At 69.0% G+C, this 15,223-nt stretch carries 15 protein-coding genes and 2 tRNA genes; 3 read left to right on the forward strand and 14 right to left on the reverse strand.

Translation table 11 applies throughout. From position 1 onward, the window contains the following. Positions 1–50: 50 nt before the first annotated feature. Together KF689_08205 and KF689_08210 are read right to left on the reverse strand one after the other, a co-directional pair. Positions 51–124, reverse strand: a tRNA-Met gene (locus KF689_08205). Positions 125–223: 99 nt separating this feature from the next. Continuing rightward, a tRNA-Met gene (locus KF689_08210) sits at positions 224–297 on the reverse strand. A 145-nt stretch (positions 298–442) separates the two neighbouring features. On the opposite strand from KF689_08210, the gene KF689_08215 reads away from it, so the two are divergent. From KF689_08215 to KF689_08225, 3 genes are read left to right on the forward strand one after another with little or no spacing between them, the layout of a single operon-like run. Beyond that, positions 443–1,006: a gluconate 2-dehydrogenase subunit 3 family protein gene (locus KF689_08215; GenBank protein ID MBX3133351.1), complete on the forward strand. Its 564-nt coding sequence runs from the start codon at positions 443–445 to the stop codon at positions 1,004–1,006. Beyond that, positions 1,006–2,694, forward strand: a complete 1,689-nt coding sequence (locus KF689_08220; protein ID MBX3133352.1) for a GMC family oxidoreductase — start codon at positions 1,006–1,008, stop codon at positions 2,692–2,694. The genes KF689_08215 and KF689_08220 overlap by 1 nt, the downstream gene beginning before the upstream one ends. Beyond that, complete coding sequence (locus tag KF689_08225; protein MBX3133353.1) at positions 2,691–3,575, forward strand: TIM barrel protein; 885 nt, start codon at positions 2,691–2,693, stop codon at positions 3,573–3,575. Before KF689_08220 ends, KF689_08225 begins: the two co-directional genes overlap by 4 nt. A gap of 8 nt (positions 3,576–3,583) precedes the next feature. Here the strand turns inward: KF689_08225 and KF689_08230 are convergent, their stop codons facing one another. From KF689_08230 to KF689_08285, 12 genes are all read right to left on the reverse strand, one after another. Then, on the reverse strand, positions 3,584–3,922 hold the full coding sequence (locus tag KF689_08230; GenBank protein MBX3133354.1) for a septum formation initiator family protein: 339 nt from the start codon (positions 3,920–3,922) through the stop codon (positions 3,584–3,586). Between the two features lie 20 nt (positions 3,923–3,942). Then, a complete protein-coding gene (eno, locus tag KF689_08235; protein MBX3133355.1) occupies positions 3,943–5,229 on the reverse strand; it encodes a phosphopyruvate hydratase in 1,287 nt (428 codons plus the stop codon). Positions 5,230–5,343: 114 nt separating this feature from the next. Further along, positions 5,344–6,081: a 1-acyl-sn-glycerol-3-phosphate acyltransferase gene (locus KF689_08240; GenBank protein MBX3133356.1), complete on the reverse strand. Its 738-nt coding sequence runs from the start codon at positions 6,079–6,081 to the stop codon at positions 5,344–5,346. Continuing rightward, positions 6,078–7,022 (reverse strand): thiamine-phosphate kinase, encoded by a 945-nt coding sequence (gene thiL, locus KF689_08245; GenBank protein ID MBX3133357.1) that lies wholly within the window; start codon positions 7,020–7,022, stop codon positions 6,078–6,080. The genes KF689_08240 and thiL overlap by 4 nt, the downstream gene beginning before the upstream one ends. After that, a complete protein-coding gene (locus KF689_08250) occupies positions 7,019–8,554 on the reverse strand; it encodes an NAD(P)H-hydrate dehydratase (GenBank protein MBX3133358.1) in 1,536 nt (511 codons plus the stop codon). Before KF689_08250 ends, thiL begins: the two co-directional genes overlap by 4 nt. Before the next feature lie 25 nt (positions 8,555–8,579). Next, entirely contained in the window at positions 8,580–8,966 is a 387-nt protein-coding gene (locus KF689_08255) for a hypothetical protein (protein ID MBX3133359.1), read from the reverse strand. A 5-nt stretch (positions 8,967–8,971) separates the two neighbouring features. Continuing rightward, the gene (locus KF689_08260) at positions 8,972–10,204 is read right to left on the reverse strand and encodes a serine hydroxymethyltransferase (protein MBX3133360.1); all 1,233 of its coding nucleotides are present in this window, start codon (positions 10,202–10,204) and stop codon (positions 8,972–8,974) included. A 41-nt stretch (positions 10,205–10,245) separates the two neighbouring features. Beyond that, entirely contained in the window at positions 10,246–10,695 is a 450-nt protein-coding gene (gene rpiB / locus KF689_08265) for a ribose 5-phosphate isomerase B (GenBank protein MBX3133361.1), read from the reverse strand. A gap of 13 nt (positions 10,696–10,708) precedes the next feature. Then, a complete protein-coding gene (locus tag KF689_08270; GenBank protein ID MBX3133362.1) occupies positions 10,709–11,785 on the reverse strand; it encodes a Glu/Leu/Phe/Val dehydrogenase in 1,077 nt (358 codons plus the stop codon). Between the two features lie 103 nt (positions 11,786–11,888). Next, positions 11,889–13,052, reverse strand: a complete 1,164-nt coding sequence (locus KF689_08275; protein ID MBX3133363.1) for an acyl-CoA dehydrogenase family protein — start codon at positions 13,050–13,052, stop codon at positions 11,889–11,891. Between the two features lie 31 nt (positions 13,053–13,083). Then, positions 13,084–13,947: a 3-hydroxybutyryl-CoA dehydrogenase gene (locus KF689_08280; GenBank protein ID MBX3133364.1), complete on the reverse strand. Its 864-nt coding sequence runs from the start codon at positions 13,945–13,947 to the stop codon at positions 13,084–13,086. A 44-nt stretch (positions 13,948–13,991) separates the two neighbouring features. Continuing rightward, positions 13,992–15,203 (reverse strand): acetyl-CoA C-acyltransferase, encoded by a 1,212-nt coding sequence (locus KF689_08285; protein MBX3133365.1) that lies wholly within the window; start codon positions 15,201–15,203, stop codon positions 13,992–13,994. Positions 15,204–15,223 lie beyond the last annotated feature (20 nt).

Genomic DNA, 15,223 nt, shown 5'->3' on the forward strand with positions numbered 1-15,223 from the left:
CAACGCGGCATCCGCCCCGGGGGGCCGACGCCGCGTCTGTGTGTCCGACATAGCTGGGGCGGGACTCGAACCCGCGACCCCGGCATTATGAGTGCCGTGCTCTAACCAGCTGAGCTACCCAGCCTTGGTACGAAAGCCCTGCAATCTACAAGGGGATTCCCCTCCGCTCAAACCCCTGGGAAACGACGAGGCGCCCCACGTGGAGGCGCCTCGGGTCCTGCAATAGCGGGGGCGGGATTTGAACCCGCGACCTTCGGGTTATGAGCCCGACGAGCTACCAGGCTGCTCCACCCCGCGGTAGTGGAAGGAAGATACGGGGACCGCGGCCGAAGTTCAAGCGGCAGCGCCAATGCGCAGCTGCCCCCGCGCCGATTGGCAGGCGCGGACTTCCCTCGCCCTCGCTCCAGCGCGACCTTTTCGCGGTCCCGTCACCCCGGATCCGATGACGCTCACCCGTCGCACCCTCCTGCAGTTGGCCGCACTCGCGGCCGTGCCGAGCGCCGCAGACGCCGAGCTGCCCGATGCCGACTGGATCCGCGCCGCCCAGGCTCGGCTCGCCGGCAGCCGGCCCCGCCCGCTGCCCGACGCCGACCGCGCGACAGTCGCCGCGATCGCCGACGCGATCATCCCGCGCACGGAGACGCCGGGCGCACTCGACGTCGGCGCGCCGGAGTTCATCGAACTGCTGCTCGCCGAGTGGGTTCCGGAAGCGGAGCGCGAGGCGTTCGCGAACGGCCTCGCTGAACTCGACGAGCGTGCCCGCGAGCTGCACGGGTCGGCCTGGCCCGGACTCAGCACCGAGGCCGCGACCGCAGAGATCGCGTGGGCCGAAGCGACCGTCGAGCAACCGAGCGCCGGCCAGCGCGCGCTGCGCCGCGTGAAGAGTTGGACCGTCCACGCCTGGATCACCAGCGAGGTCGTGCAGAAGACGGTGATCCGCACGAACATCACGCCGGGGCGCTACGAAGGCTGCGTGCCCCGTCCCGCCGTTGGAGGGCGCCGCTGATGCCACGCCAACAGCGACGCTACGATGCCATCGTCGTCGGATCGGGGATCTCCGGCGGCTGGGCGGCCAAGGAGCTGACCGAGCGCGGGATGCAGACGCTCGTGCTCGAGGCCGGCGGCCCGATCGACCCCGCGACGGACTACACGGAGCACGTGCAGTCGTACCAACTCCGCTACCGTGGCTTCGGCGACCGCAAGGCGCTGGAGCGCCACCAGCCGATCCAGCGCGAGTGCTACGCCTGCGACGAAGCGGGCTCCAAGTTCTTCGTGAACGACCACGAGAACCCGTACACCACGCCGGACGACGCGCCGTTCCGCTGGATCCGCGGCCGGCACGTGGGCGGCCGGTCGATTATGTGGGGGCGCCAGGTCTACCGCTGGAGCGACCTCGACTTCGAGGCCAACGCCCGCGACGGCCACGGCAACGACTGGCCGATCCGCTACGCCGACCTCGCCCCGTGGTACTCGCACGTCGAACGATTCATCGGCGTCTCCGGCGCCGCCGAAGGCCTCGACCAGCTGCCCGATGGCGAGTTCCTCCCGCCGATGCAGATGACCTGCGTCGAGCGCGACGCCCGCGAGAAGATCCTCGGCGCCTTCGGCGGCCAGCGCGTGATGACCATCGGCCGCGCCGCCGTGCTCACGCGCAACCACAACGGACGCGCCGCCTGCCACTACTGCGGGCCCTGCGAGCGCGGCTGCATCACGCACTCGTACTTCTCCTCCAACGGCTCCACGCTGCCCGCCGCCGCCGCGACCGGGCGCCTGACGCTGCGTCCGCATAGCGTCGTCGCCGAGGTGCTGCTCGATGCGCGCAGCGGCAAGGCGCGCGGCGTGCGGGTGATCGACGCCCGCACGATGCAGGAGACCGTCTACGAGGCACGCGTCATCTTCCTCTGCGCCTCGGCCTTCGAGTCCGTGCGCATCCTGATGCACTCGACGAGCGGCACGCATCCGCAGGGGATGGGCAACGCCAGCGGTACGCTCGGCAAGTACATAATGGACCACCATATGCTCTGGGGTGCCGGCGGCGTGATGCCGGGCTTCGAGGACCGCGTCACCGCCGGGCGTCGACCCAACGGCATCTACGTCGCACGCTTCCGCAACACGAAGGCGTCGCGGCCCAGCGCAGACTTCCTGCGCGGTTACGGGATGCAGGGCGGCTCGGGCCGTTCGGCATTCCGCGGCGCCGGCAGCGGACCGGAGTACAAGCAGCGCCTGCTCAACGAGCTCGGCCCGTGGACGCTCTCCATCAACGGATGGGGCGAGCAGTTGCCGAACGCGGCCAATCACCTCGCGCTGGACCCGACCGTCAAGGACAAGTGGGGCATCCCTGCCCTGCGCATCACCTGCAAGTGGGGCGACAACGAGCGCGCGATGATGCGCGATATGACCACCAGCGCCGTCGAGATGCTCGAAGCCGCCGGCGCCCGCGACATCTGGCAGAACCGGCCGGACGTGCCACCGGGGCTCTGCATCCACGAGATGGGCGGCGCACGGATGTCGCGCACGCCCGGTGACGGCGTACTCAACCGCGACAACCAGCTCTGGGAAGTGCCGAACGTGTTCGTGACCGATGGCGCCTGTATGGCCAGCAGCGCCTGCCAGAATCCCAGCATCACCTATATGGCGTTGACGGCGCGGGCCGCCGCCGGCGCCGTCGACAAGATCCGCCGAGGAGAGCTATGAGCGAGTCCCGCCGCAGCGCCATCACCAAGGGCCTGGGCGCGGTGGCGGCGCTGGCCGCCGCACCGGTGGCGTCACTGGCCGCCACCGACGGCGAGGCGCTGTCGCAGCAAACCGCGCGTCGCACGCCGCCGTACAAGCAGAGCGTCGCGCGCTGGTGCTTTGGGAATATGCCCCTGCCCGATCTCTGCTCCGAAGCCAAGCGCATCGGCCTCGATGGCATCGACCTGCTCAGCGAGAACGAGTGGGACGTCCCGCGGCAGCACGGTCTGGTATGCACCGTGGCCAACGGCCCCGGCCCCATCGCCGACGGATGGAACCGCCCCGATCTGCACGACCGGCTCGTTGCCGAGAGCGAGCGACTGCTGCCCTTGGTGGCGCGCGCTGGGATTGCACAGATGATCGTCTTCTCCGGAAACCGACGCGGGATGTCCGACGGCGAGGGCATCGCCAACTGCGTCGCCGGTCTGCGGCGCATCCTCCCCACGGCCGAACGCCTCGGCGTCACGCTCGTGATGGAAATGCTCAACAGCAAGGTGGACCACCGGGACTACCACGCCGACCGCACCGAATGGGCGGCCGAGGTCGCGAAGGGCCTCGGCTCAGAGCGCTTCAAGCTCCTCTACGACATCTACCATATGCAGATTATGGAAGGCGATGTCATCCGGACGATCGAGAAGCACAAAGCGATAATCGGGCACTACCACACCGCGGGAAACCCGGGCCGGCACGAGATCGACGGGACGCAGGAGTTGTTCTACCCGCGCATCGCGCAGGCCATCGCCGCCACCGGATTCACGGGCTTCGTCGCGCACGAGTTCATTCCGACCAGTGACCCGCTCGCCAAGCTGACGCAGGCGCATCGCATCTTCGCCTCGGTCTGAGGCCGGCCCTACTCCGGATCCGCGAACCGATAGAGGACTTCGCCGGGCTTCACCATCCCGAACTCCTCGCGGGCGATGCGTTCCTGGGTGGCGGGGTCGGTCTCGACCAATCGCTTGTAGACGACCAGCGAGTCCACGCGTCGTTGCAGCGAGTCGACGATGGCCTGTGACTCCGCGAGCTTGCGCTTCTGCGTGAAGAGGTCGGTGGTGCCGTACTCCCCGCCCTGCACCGCAAAGCTCAGCGCGGCGAGCGCCATCGCCGCCAGCACGACCCGGGTGGCGATCCACCCGGGGGTGCGTGGCGCGGACGGACCGCTAGGAGCGCTGCGGCGGCGAGGCGTCGCCATCGAATGTCAGCGTGCGGCGATCAGCCGTCGATGCCGTAGATGCCGCCGCCCGGATACTCGGCGTGCTGGCCCAGCTCCTGCTCGATGCGCAGCAACTGGTTGTACTTCGCGACGCGATCCGTGCGCGAGGCCGAGCCCGTCTTGATCTGACCGGCGTTCGTCGCCACGGCGAGGTCGGCGATGAAGGTGTCCTCGGTCTCGCCGGAGCGGTGCGAGATGATCGAGCGGTAGCCGTTGCGGTCCGCCATTTCGATGGTCTCGAGCGTCTCAGTCAGCGTCCCGATCTGGTTCACCTTCACGAGGATGGCGTTGGCCACGTCCTCTTCGATGCCGCGGGCGAGGAACTCGGTGTTGGTGACGAAGAGGTCGTCACCGACGAGCTGCACGCGGTCGCCGAGCGCTTCGGTGAGGCGGCCCCAACCCTCCCAGTCGCCTTCGGCCAGGCCGTCCTCGATCGACACGATCGGATACTTGCGCAGCCACTTGGCATACATCTCGATGATCTCGTCAGCCGTCTTGGTGCCGGCGCCGCTCTTCTTGAACGTGTACTTGCCCTTGGCGTAGAGCTCGCTGGCCGCGCAGTCGAGCGCCAACGCGATCTCGGCACCCGGCTGGTACCCGGCGGCCTCGATGGCCTCCATCACCACGTCGAGTGCTGCCTCGTCGCTCTTGAGGTCCGGCGCGAAGCCGCCTTCGTCGCCGACGCCAGTGGAGAGCTTGCGCTTCACCAGCACCTTCTTGAGCGCGTGGAAGACTTCCGTGCCCATCCGCAGCGCCTCGCTGAACGACTCGGCGCCCACGGGCACGATCATATACTCCTGGAAGTCCACCGTATTCGTCGCGTGGGCCCCGCCGTTCAGGATGTTCATCAACGGCACCGGCAGCGTGCGGGCCAGCGGGCCACCCAGATAGCGGTGCAGCGGCAGGTCCACCGACGCCGCGCCGGCACGGGCCGCCGCCATCGAGACCGCCAGCATCGCGTTGGCGCCGAGCTTGGACTTGTTCGGGGTACCGTCGAGCGCGAGCATCGCGCGGTCGATCGAGAGCTGGTCCACCACGTCCATCCCGATGAGTTCCGGTTCGATGAACCGGCTGACGTTCATCACCGCTTTTCGCACGCCCTTGCCGAGGTACCGCTTCGCATCGCCGTCGCGCAGCTCATTGGCTTCGTGCTCGCCGGTAGAGGCGCCGCTGGGCGACGCGGCGCGGCCGTAGGTGCCGTCCTCGAGGACGACTTCGGCTTCGACGGTGGGATTGCCACGGGAGTCGAGGATCTCGCGGGCGAGGACGGCAATGATCGTGGACATATGGTTCGAGACGGAAGACGGAAGACGGAAGACGGAAGGCGGGAGGCTGCTGCGGTATGGCGTGCTACGGACGGAATCTAGCGTCAAACCTCTCGCGGGACGCTGGGAACTCCATCAGGTCGCACCTGGGGAGACCCCGACGCCGTACTGCTCGGCGAGGCAGCGCCGCATCGCCTCGTGGGTGCGCTCGGCGAGGGCGTCGCGGTCGTCGTAGTTCATCCCGGCGGTCTCGATGGGCTCGAGGAAGTGTACGTGGATGGTGCCTGGAGTTACGCGAAACCGGCCCTTGGGCTGCACCTCGAGCTGGCCGTACACCACCACCGGGACGATCGGCGCCTGCGCTTGGATGGCGAGCACAAAGGGGCCCTTCTTGAACGGGCGAAGGGGGTACGCGTTGCCACGCGTGCCCTCGGGGTACACCGCGACCGAGGCGCCCATATCCACGCGCTTGGTGGCGAGGGTGTACGAGCCGAAGGCCGCCTTGCGGTTGCTCCGCTCGATCGGGACCATCCCGGCGGCCAACATCGCCTTGCCGAAGAGCGGGATGCGGAAGAGCTCGGCCTTGGCCACGAACTTCACCCAACGCAGCGTCGCGGCGATTACCAGCACATCGTAGTTCGCGACGTGGTTGACGGCGAAGATGTGCCGTGCCCCGAGCTTCCGCTCCGGGTTGTGCTGCACGATCCGCACACCGCTCACCCGGAGAGTGATGCGCGCCCAGAGGCGGGGCGCGATGTCGTACGGCGAGCCGATGCCGTCCTTGACGCGGAACAGCGCCGCCAGGAGCACCCACGAACCGAAGATGGCCGTGGACACCAGCAGCGAAACCAGCACCAGTGCCGCCCGCATCATCGCGTGAAATGGTCGTGCGCGCTCGGCAGTGCCGCGGGGCGACCACCACGCTCGGCGCGCACTTCGCCGGCGCCACGAGGCGCTTCGACGCGTCCGATGGCGGTCAGCGGCAGTCCGAGGTGCTCTGCGGAGAATCGCGCGACATCCATCGCCGCGGCCGCGATCAGCAGCTCGTACTCCTCGCCGCTGCGCAGCGCGTCGTCAGCGCTCGCACCGGCGATGCACGGGATCGCGTCGAGGTCGAGCACGCAGTCGACACCGCTGGCGGCCGCGAGATGCGCGACGTCGCCAGCGAGGCCGTCTGAGAGATCGATCGCCGCCGACGCGCCCTGTGCCGACAGCCAGAGCCCCGCGTCGAGGCGCGCGGCGGGGCGCGCAAAGCGCGCGCGGGCATCGGCGTCGGGAGAGTCACCGCGCTCCCACGCCGCCAGCGCGCGCCCGGGTCCGCCGAGCGTGCCCGTCACATAGAGCCGGTCACCGGGGCGCGCTCCGGCGCGCGAGAGCGGCCGTGCTGAGTGCCCGAGCACGGTGATGGCCAGCGCCAAGCGGTCCCCGTCCGTCACGTCCCCGCCGACGATCGGCGCCCCCGCACCCTGCGTGGCCGCGGCGATTCCTCCCGCGAGACCCGAGAGCTGGTCGCGCCAATCGCGCGGCACGGTCAGGGCCAGCAACACACCGAGCGGTGCGGCACCCATCGCCGCCAGATCGCTCAGCGCCGCCTGCGTCGCGCGCCAGCCGATCTCCTCGGGCGTCAGCCAGGCGCGGCGGAAGTGCACGTCCTCGACGGTCGCGTCGGTGCTCACGACGAGGCGCGAACCGGGCGGCAGGTCGAGGACGGCGCCGTCGTCGCCGACGCCCTCGGCGGCCGAGCCCCACTGTGCAAGCAAGGCGCGCACGGCGTCGAACTCCTTGCCGGGGCCCATCGTCAGGTGGCGATTCATCGGGCGTGTCCGGCCGCCGGCAATTCCGCGAGCACGTCTGCGGCCAGCGGCGGCGAGTCGAGCCGCCAGGCCTCGCGCAACGCGACGACCACATCCTCCAGCGACGTCCCGCGCACCGAACCCTGTGACGCCGCGAACTCACCGGCACGCCCGTGGATCCAGGCGCCGCTTGCCGCCGCGGCAAACGCGTCGCCCGTCTGCGCGAGCAGGGTCGCGACGATGCCCGCGAGCACGTCCCCGCTGCCCGCTGTGCCCAGTGTTGGACTGCCGCTCGCGCTCACCGCCACACGGCCGTCCGGCGAAGAGATGACGCTCGGCACGCCCTTGAGGATCACCGTCGCGCCAAGCTGCTTGGCCAGTTCAGTCCCAACCTCGAAGCGCGCCGCGCTGACAGTGGCCACGTCGCGACGCAACAGCCGGCCCGCTTCCACGGGATGCGGCGTGACGATCGCGGGACGCGCACCGAGCAATGAGCCCAAGGTGCGCGGCTCGCCTTCGAACACATTCAACGCGTCCGCGTCGAGCACCACCGGCCCCTGCCACTCCACCAGCAGGCGCTCAATGAGCGCTCGCGTCATCGCCGTCCGACCGAGTCCAGGACCGAGTAGCAGGCAGTGCGTCCAGCCGAGCACGCGGCCTTGGTCCTCGGCAGTCACCGGCCAGCGCGCGGCCATCGTCTCCGGCAGCGCCGCCTGCACCACCGGCACATTCGTGGGCGCCACCAACAACTGCACCATCCCGATCCCGCTGCGCATCGCGCCACGTGCGGCGAGCATCGGCGCGCCGGCCATTCCCTCGCCGCCGCCGACGACCGCGAGTCGGCGTCGTACACCCTTGTGCGCGTCCGCGGGAATCGGCGGAATCGCCGCACGCACGAAGGCTTCGTCCACCAGCGTCGGTGCGCCATCGCCAATCGCCGCGTGTTCGCCGAGCCCGATGTCCAGGCACGCGATCGCGCCGGCTTCGTCGCGGCGCAGCAGAAGGCCGCGTTTCACCGTCCCGAACGTGAGCGTGGCGTCGGCGCGCACGCAGCGGCCACCCGCCCCAGTGGTGGCATCAATGCCGCTCGGCGCATCCAGCGCGACGACTACGGCGCCATTCGCGCGGTGCTGCGCGATCAGTTCAAGATGCGGCCAGAACGATTCGCGCAGCTCGCCCGATGCGCCGGTGCCGAGCAAGCCATCCACGACGACCGCCGGCCGCGCAGGGTCGTGCGCCTCGGCCAGCCGTGGCCGCACGTCGCCCCTCGCGCGCGTGGCGTCGTTCGTGGACGGCGGAGCCGCTTCGACGACGCCGACGGGACAGCCCGCCGCCGCCAATACGCCCGCCACGACCCAGGCATCGCCACCGTTGTTGCCCGCGCCGGCGACGCACAGCGCCCCGTCGGTGCGGACGGCCGGATAGTGCGAGAGAATCCAGCGCGCGGCCGCGCCACCCGCGGCCTGCATCAACGCGTACGAGGGCGTGCCGGCGGCGATCGCCGCCGCGTCGCGCGCCGCCGCCTCGGCCGCCGTGGTGACGCGCACGGGCATCATCGCTGCGCGGCGGGCCGACGCCTCAGGCGTCGACGGGCGTCGTCCACGGGTAGGCGTGGTCGAACGCCTCGTGGAAGTCGAACGCCCCGATGAACTCGTCCTTGCTGTCCTGCGGCTGGCTCATCAGCAGGCCGGTATCGACTAGGGCAAAGACGATCTCGCCGATGTCGGTGGCGCTGTGCACGCCCCAGTGCTCGAGTACCGTGCGCGCCAGCACGCCGTAGCGCGCCAGCGCGAGGTCGCGGCAACCGTGCGCCAGTTCGCGGCCCGTGAGGTGGCGGCGCTCCGGCAACTGCTGCTGCACGTACTCCAGCGCCGCCAGCACGAACAGGTACGCGCGCTCGTCATACCGCGATTCGCGCAGGCGAATGCGGTCGAAGACTCCGTCGCGGAAGGCGAGTTCAGGCATCGCCGCTAAAGATACAGCGGAAAGTCGGCGGTCATCGCGTGCACTTCTTCCTTCACCGCCGCGAGCACCGACGCGTCGTCCGGCGCCGCGAGCACGCGGTCGATCAGCGCCGCGATGTGCACCATCTCCGTCTCGCGCATTCCGCGCGTGGTCACCGCCGGCGTGCCGATGCGGATGCCGCTGGTCACGAACGGCGACTGCGTCTCCTTGGGCACGGTGTTCTTGTTGACGGTGATGCCTGCCTTGTCCAGCGCCTGCTCGGCCAGCTTGCCGGTGAGCGTCGCGCCACGCGGCCGGAGGTCGCAGAGCATCAAGTGGTTGTCGGTGCCGCCGGAGACCACGTGCACCTTCCGGGCCATCAGTGCCTCGGCCAGCGCCTGCGCGTTGCGCACCACCTGCGTGCAGTACGTCTTGAACTCGGGGCGCAGCGCCTCGTAGAAGGCGACGGCCTTGGCCGCGATGACGTGCTCCAGCGGACCGCCCTGCGTCCCCGGAAACATCGCCTTATCGATGGTCTTCGCGTGTTCGGCCTTGCAGAGGATCAACCCGCCGCGCGGCCCGCGCAGCGTCTTGTGCGTGGTCGTCGTCACCACGTCGGCGTACGGAATCGGGCTCGGATACACGCCGGCAGCCGCGAGACCGGCGAAGTGCGCCATATCCACCATAAAGATCGCGCCGACTTCCTTCGCCGCCGCGGCGAACTGCTCGTAGTCGAGCACGCGCGAGTACGCCGAGTACCCAGCGATGATCAGCTTGGGCTTCTCGGCCCGCGCGATCTCGCGCATCCGCGCGTAGTCGATGATGCCGTTGTCGTCCACGCCGTAGTGCACGGCGCGGTAGTTGAGGCCGGAGAAGTTCACCGGCGAGCCGTGCGTGAGGTGGCCGCCCTGCGAGAGGTCGAGCCCCAGCACCGTGTCGCCGGGCTTGAGGAAGGCCAGATATACCGCGGCGTTGGCCGTCGCGCCGGAGTGCGGCTGCACGTTCGCGTGGTCGGCGCCGAAGAGCTGCTTGGCGCGGTCGATCGCCAGCTGCTCGACCTTATCCACGACCTCGCATCCGCCATAGTAGCGCTTGCCGGGCAGGCCTTCGGCATACTTGTTCGTCAGCGCCGAGCCCATCGCCTCGAGCACCGCCGGCGAGACGAAGTTCTCGCTGGCAATCAGCTCCAGCCCTTCGCTCTGCCGCTTGGTCTCCTCGGCGATCAGCGCCGCGATCTCGGGGTCGGTGCCGAGCAGCATCTGCCCCGGCAAGCGCCGGTCCCACGCGTTCCAGCCTGGCTTCACTTGTCCCCCGACGGTTCGTGGCCCGTGGCCTCGATCTTGTCCACCCGCTTCTGGTGTCGCCCGCCCTCGAAGGGCGTCTCCAGCCAGGTCTTGAGGATCTGCACGCCGTCCTCCTCGCTCACGAAGCGCGCCGGCAGGACGAGGACGTTGGCGTCGTTGTGCTGCCGCGCCAGCGCCGCGATCTCCGGCGCCCAGGCCACCGCCGCGCGCACGCCGTGGTGCCGGTTGGCCGCATAGCTCATCCCGAGCCCCGTGCCGCAGAGCAGCACGCCGCGCGTCGCCCTGCCCGTCTCCACCTGCTCGGCGAGCGGATGCGCGTAGTCCGGATAGTCGGTGGATGCCGGCGAATCCGTGCCGAGGTCTTCCACCTCATAACCCATTTCGCGAAGGGCGCGGCTCAGGTGCTGCTTGAGCTCGTACCCGGCGTGGTCCGAAGCGATCGGGATGCGCTCGGCCACTTCAGCTCTTCCGCGGCCACTGCGGCCAGGTGCGCATCATCCCGTGCACGGCGGCGATGCGCTGTTCGGCGAGCTTGTCGGCCGCCAGGTAGGTGAGCATCCCGTGGTCCTTGGCGATCTGATAGACGCCGAGCACCGTGTCGTAGATCTCGTCAGCCTTGCGCAACGCGCGCTCGCGCGACCACCCGGCCACCTCGCTGTACACGTTGATCACGCCACCGGCGTTGGCGACGAAGTCCGGCGTGTAGAAGATGCCGCGCTTCTCCAGCGCCTCGCCGTGCTTCTCCGGCTCGAGCAGCTGGTTGTTGGCACCACCGCAGACGATCTCCACCTTGAGCTTGGGGATGGTGTCGTCGTTGATGATCGCGCCGAGTGCGCAGGGCGCGAAGATGTCGGCCTTCTCGGCGTAGATGGCATCGCCCTCCACCGCCTTGGCACTGAACTCGTCGACGATCTTCTTGACCCGCTCGGGGCGGATGTCGGTGACGATCAACTTGGCGCCCACCGCCTTCAGCTCGCGGCAGAGATACGTGCCGACGTTGCCGAGGCCCTGCACCAGCACCGTCTTGCCCTCGAGCGACGCCGAGCCCCAGCGCTGCTTGGCCGAGGCCTCGATGGCGCGGAACACGCCGCGCGCCGTCACCGGCGACGGGTCGCCCGACTTGTTGGCGAGTCCCGCGACGTACTCCGTCTCCATATGCACGAAGTCCATATCGCTGGTGCTCGTCCCGACGTCCTCGGCCGTCACGTAGCGTCCGCCCAGCGACTCCACGAAGCGCCCGTGCGCCCGGAAGATCATCTCGCGATTCGTCGTGCGGTTGTCACCGATGATGACCGACTTGCCGCCGCCGAGGTTCAGGCCGGCGACGGCGTTCTTGTAGGTCATCCCGCGCGCGAGGCGTAGCGCGTCGACGATGGCTTCCTCGTCGGAGGCGTACTGCCAGAAACGCGTCCCGCCGAGCGCCGGCCCGAGCGTGGTGTCGTGGATGGCGATGATGCCGCGGTAGCCGGCACTCTCGTCGGCGCACAGGACGAGTTGCTCGTGGCCGAGCTTTGCAATCGTATCGAAGAGCTTCATGGTATTTGACGGATGACGGATGACGGATGCCAACTACGGGAACACAAAGGACGCTGCGGACGCACGGATGCTGACGCATCCGTCATCCGTCATCCGTCCAGTCTCACACACCGGCGCTGACCGCACGCCCGATCACAATGCGCTGCACCTCAGAAGTCCCTTCATAGATCTCCGTGACCTTCGCATCCCGGAAATACCTCTCCACCGGATACTCCTTCACGTAGCCGTAGCCGCCGAAGACCTGGATCGCCTGCGTCGTGACCCACATCGCCGTCTCCGACGCGAAGAGCTTGCACATCGAGGCCTCGGCGTCCACGGCGGCGCCGGAGTCCTTGGCGGCGGCGGTGGCGTGCAGCATCGTCCGCGCCGCCGTGATGCGCGTGGCCATATCGGCCAGCTTGAACTGTACGCCCTGGAACTCGGCGATCGGCTTGCCGAACTGCTTGCGCTCGTTGGCATAGGCCGCCGCCGCCTCGAAGGCCGCACGGGCGATGCCGATGGCCTGCGCCGCGATGCCGAGCCGGCCGTGCACCAGCGACTGCATCGCGTAGATGAAGCCCATCCCTTCCGCGCCGAGCATCCGGTCGCCGGACACGCGCATATTGTCGAAGGTCAGCGTGACCGTCGGCGAGGCGCGCATCCCAAGCTTGTCTTCCTTCTTGCCGACGTGGAAGCCCTCGAGGTCCGGCGTCAGGATGAAGGCCGAGATGCCCTTGGAGCGGCGATGCTGCTCCGGCGTATCGGTGCGGATCATCGCGATGACCACGCCCGCGTGCGTCCCGCTGGTGATCCAGGCCTTGGAGCCGTTGACGATCCAATCGTCGCCGTCGCGCACGGCCTGGCAGCGGATGGCCGAGGCGTCCGAGCCGGCATCGGCCTCGGAGAGCGCGAACGCACCGAGCATCTCGCCGCGCGCCAGCGGCGCGAGGAAGCGGCGTTTCTGCGCCTCGGTGCCGTGCGTGTTGAGCATCTGCGTCGGCAGCGAGTTGTGCACCGACATCATCACGCCCACGCTGGCATCCGCGGCGGCGATTTCCTCGAGCGCCATCAGGTAGCTCTTGGCATCGAGGCCAAGTCCGCCGTACTGCTCGGGCAGCAGCATTCCGAGGAAGCCGAGCTCGCCCAGTTTGCCCACCAGCGAGGGTTCGAAGTGCGCGTCGCGGTCCCACTTCGCCGCGTACGGCCGCAGGTGCTCGTCGGCGAAGGCGCGGGCGGTGTCGACGATCGCAGCCTGCTCCTCCGTCATCGCGACCAGTCCGCGATACATCGTTGCCTCGGTAGCCACGCCGGTCACCGACTCAGCTCGCGTAGGAGTAGAATCCGCGCCCGCTCTTCTTCCCGTACCAGCCGGCCGCCACGTACTTCTTGAGCAGCGGGCAGGGCCGGTACTTCGGGTCGCCGAGGCCCTCGTGCAGCACCTCAAGGATGGCCACACAGGTGTCGAGGCCGATGAAGTCGGCCAGCGTCAGCGGGCCCATCGGGTGGTTCATCCCCAGCTTCATCACCTGGTCCACCGCCTCCGGCGTGCCGACGCCTTCCATCACCGCGTACGCGGCCTCGTTGATCATCGGCATCAGGATGCGATTCGCGATGAAGCCCGGGAAGTCATTCGCTTCGACCGGCGTCTTGCCCAGGGCCTTCGAGAGTTCGATTGTCTTCGTGTTCGTCGCGTCGGAGGTGGCGAGGCCACGAATGACCTCCACCAACTGCATCACCGGCACGGGATTCATAAAGTGCATTCCGATCACGAGTTCCGGGCGCTTCGTCACGGCCGCAATCTCGGTGATGGAGATCGAGCTCGTGTTCGTCGTGAGGATCGCGCCGGCCGGCGCGAGGCGGTCGAGCTCGCGGAAGAGCTGGAACTTGAGGTCCTTGCGCTCGGTCGCCGCCTCGACGCAGACCGTCGCGTCCTTCACGGCGTCCAGCGAAGTCGACGTCTGGATGCGCGCCAACGCCGCCTTCGCGGCCTCGGCGTCCAACGCGCCCTTCTTCACCTGGCGCTCGAGGTTCTTCTCGATGGTCGCCTTGCCCTTGGCCAGGGCCTCGGCTGAGACGTCGATCAGGATGACAGCAAAGCCGCTGGTCGCGCAGACGTGGGCAATCCCGTTGCCCATCTGTCCGGCGCCGATGACGGCGAAGGTTTCGGCGGAGGTCGTAGCCATCCGTGAAAAATAGCGGATTCGCCCGTCATCCGTCATCCGTCCAGCTACACACGCTCCACCGAGAGCGCCACCGCATTGCCGCCTCCCAAACACAGCGTCGCCATCCCGGTCCGCTTGCCCTGCGCCGTGAGCGCGTGCAGCAGCGTCACGAGAATGCGCGCGCCCGACGCCCCGATGGGGTGCCCCAGCGCAATCGCGCCGCCGTGCACGTTGACGCGGTCCCAGGCCCAGCCGAGCCCGTCGCCGTCGGCCAGCGACTGCGAGGCGAAGGCCTCGTTGGCCTCGATGAGGTCGTAGTCGCCGATTTTCGCGCCCGTCTTCGCCATCAGGTTGTTCACCGCCACGATGGGCGCGAAGAACAGGTCCTGCGGATCGCCGCCGCCCGACGCGTAGCCGGTGATGCGGGCGAGGATCGGCAGGCCGTGCGCCTTCGCGTAGGCTTCGCTCGCGACGACGACGGCAGCCGCGCCGTCGTTGAGTCCCGGCGCGTTGCCCGCCGTCACCGTGAGCTCCTCGGGCTTCATATCCTTGGGCGCATCCTTGCCGAAGGCCGGCTTCAGCTTGGCCAGCACGTCGAGCGAGGTGTCCTTGCGCGGCCCCTCATCGGTGTCCACGACCACCGGCTTCTTGCCCGCGATCTCCACCGGCACGATCTCGCCCTTGAAGGCGCCGGATTCGATCGCCGCCACCGCCTTCTGGTGCGACTGCAGCGCGAACTCGTCCTGCCGCGCCCGCGTGATGCCGGCCTTCTTGGCCGTGTACTCGGCGTGGCCGCCCATATGGCGGTCGTAGAACGAGCACCACAGCCCGTCGTTGATGAGCAAGTCGGCCATCGTCTGCGCGCCGAACTTCACGCCGCTGCGCATCCCGCGCACGAGGTGCGGCGCGTTGCTCATCGACTCCATCCCGCCCGCCACCAGCAGTTGCTCGTCGCCAGCACGGATCGCCTGCGCCGCCTGCATCACCGCCTGCAGGCCAGAGCCGCACACCTTATTGATGGTGACCGCCGGTACGCTGCCGGGGATGCCCGCCTTGATCATCGCCTGCCGCGCCGGCGCCTGCCCCACCCCGCCCTGCAGCACGTTGCCCATAATCACCTCGCCGATCTGCGCGGCGTCGATGCCGGCACGCTTCACGGCTTCGCGGATGGCGATGGCGCCGAGTTCGGGCGCGCTCAGCGCGGAGAGGCCACCGAGGAAGCGGCCGATGGGCGTGCGGGTGGCGCTGACGAGGACTGGAGTTCTATCGAGCGACATAGACAGGAATCCTGACGGAT

The sequence above is a fragment of the Gemmatimonadaceae bacterium genome (assembly GCA_019637355.1).
GTDB lineage: Bacteria > Gemmatimonadota > Gemmatimonadetes > Gemmatimonadales > Gemmatimonadaceae > Pseudogemmatithrix.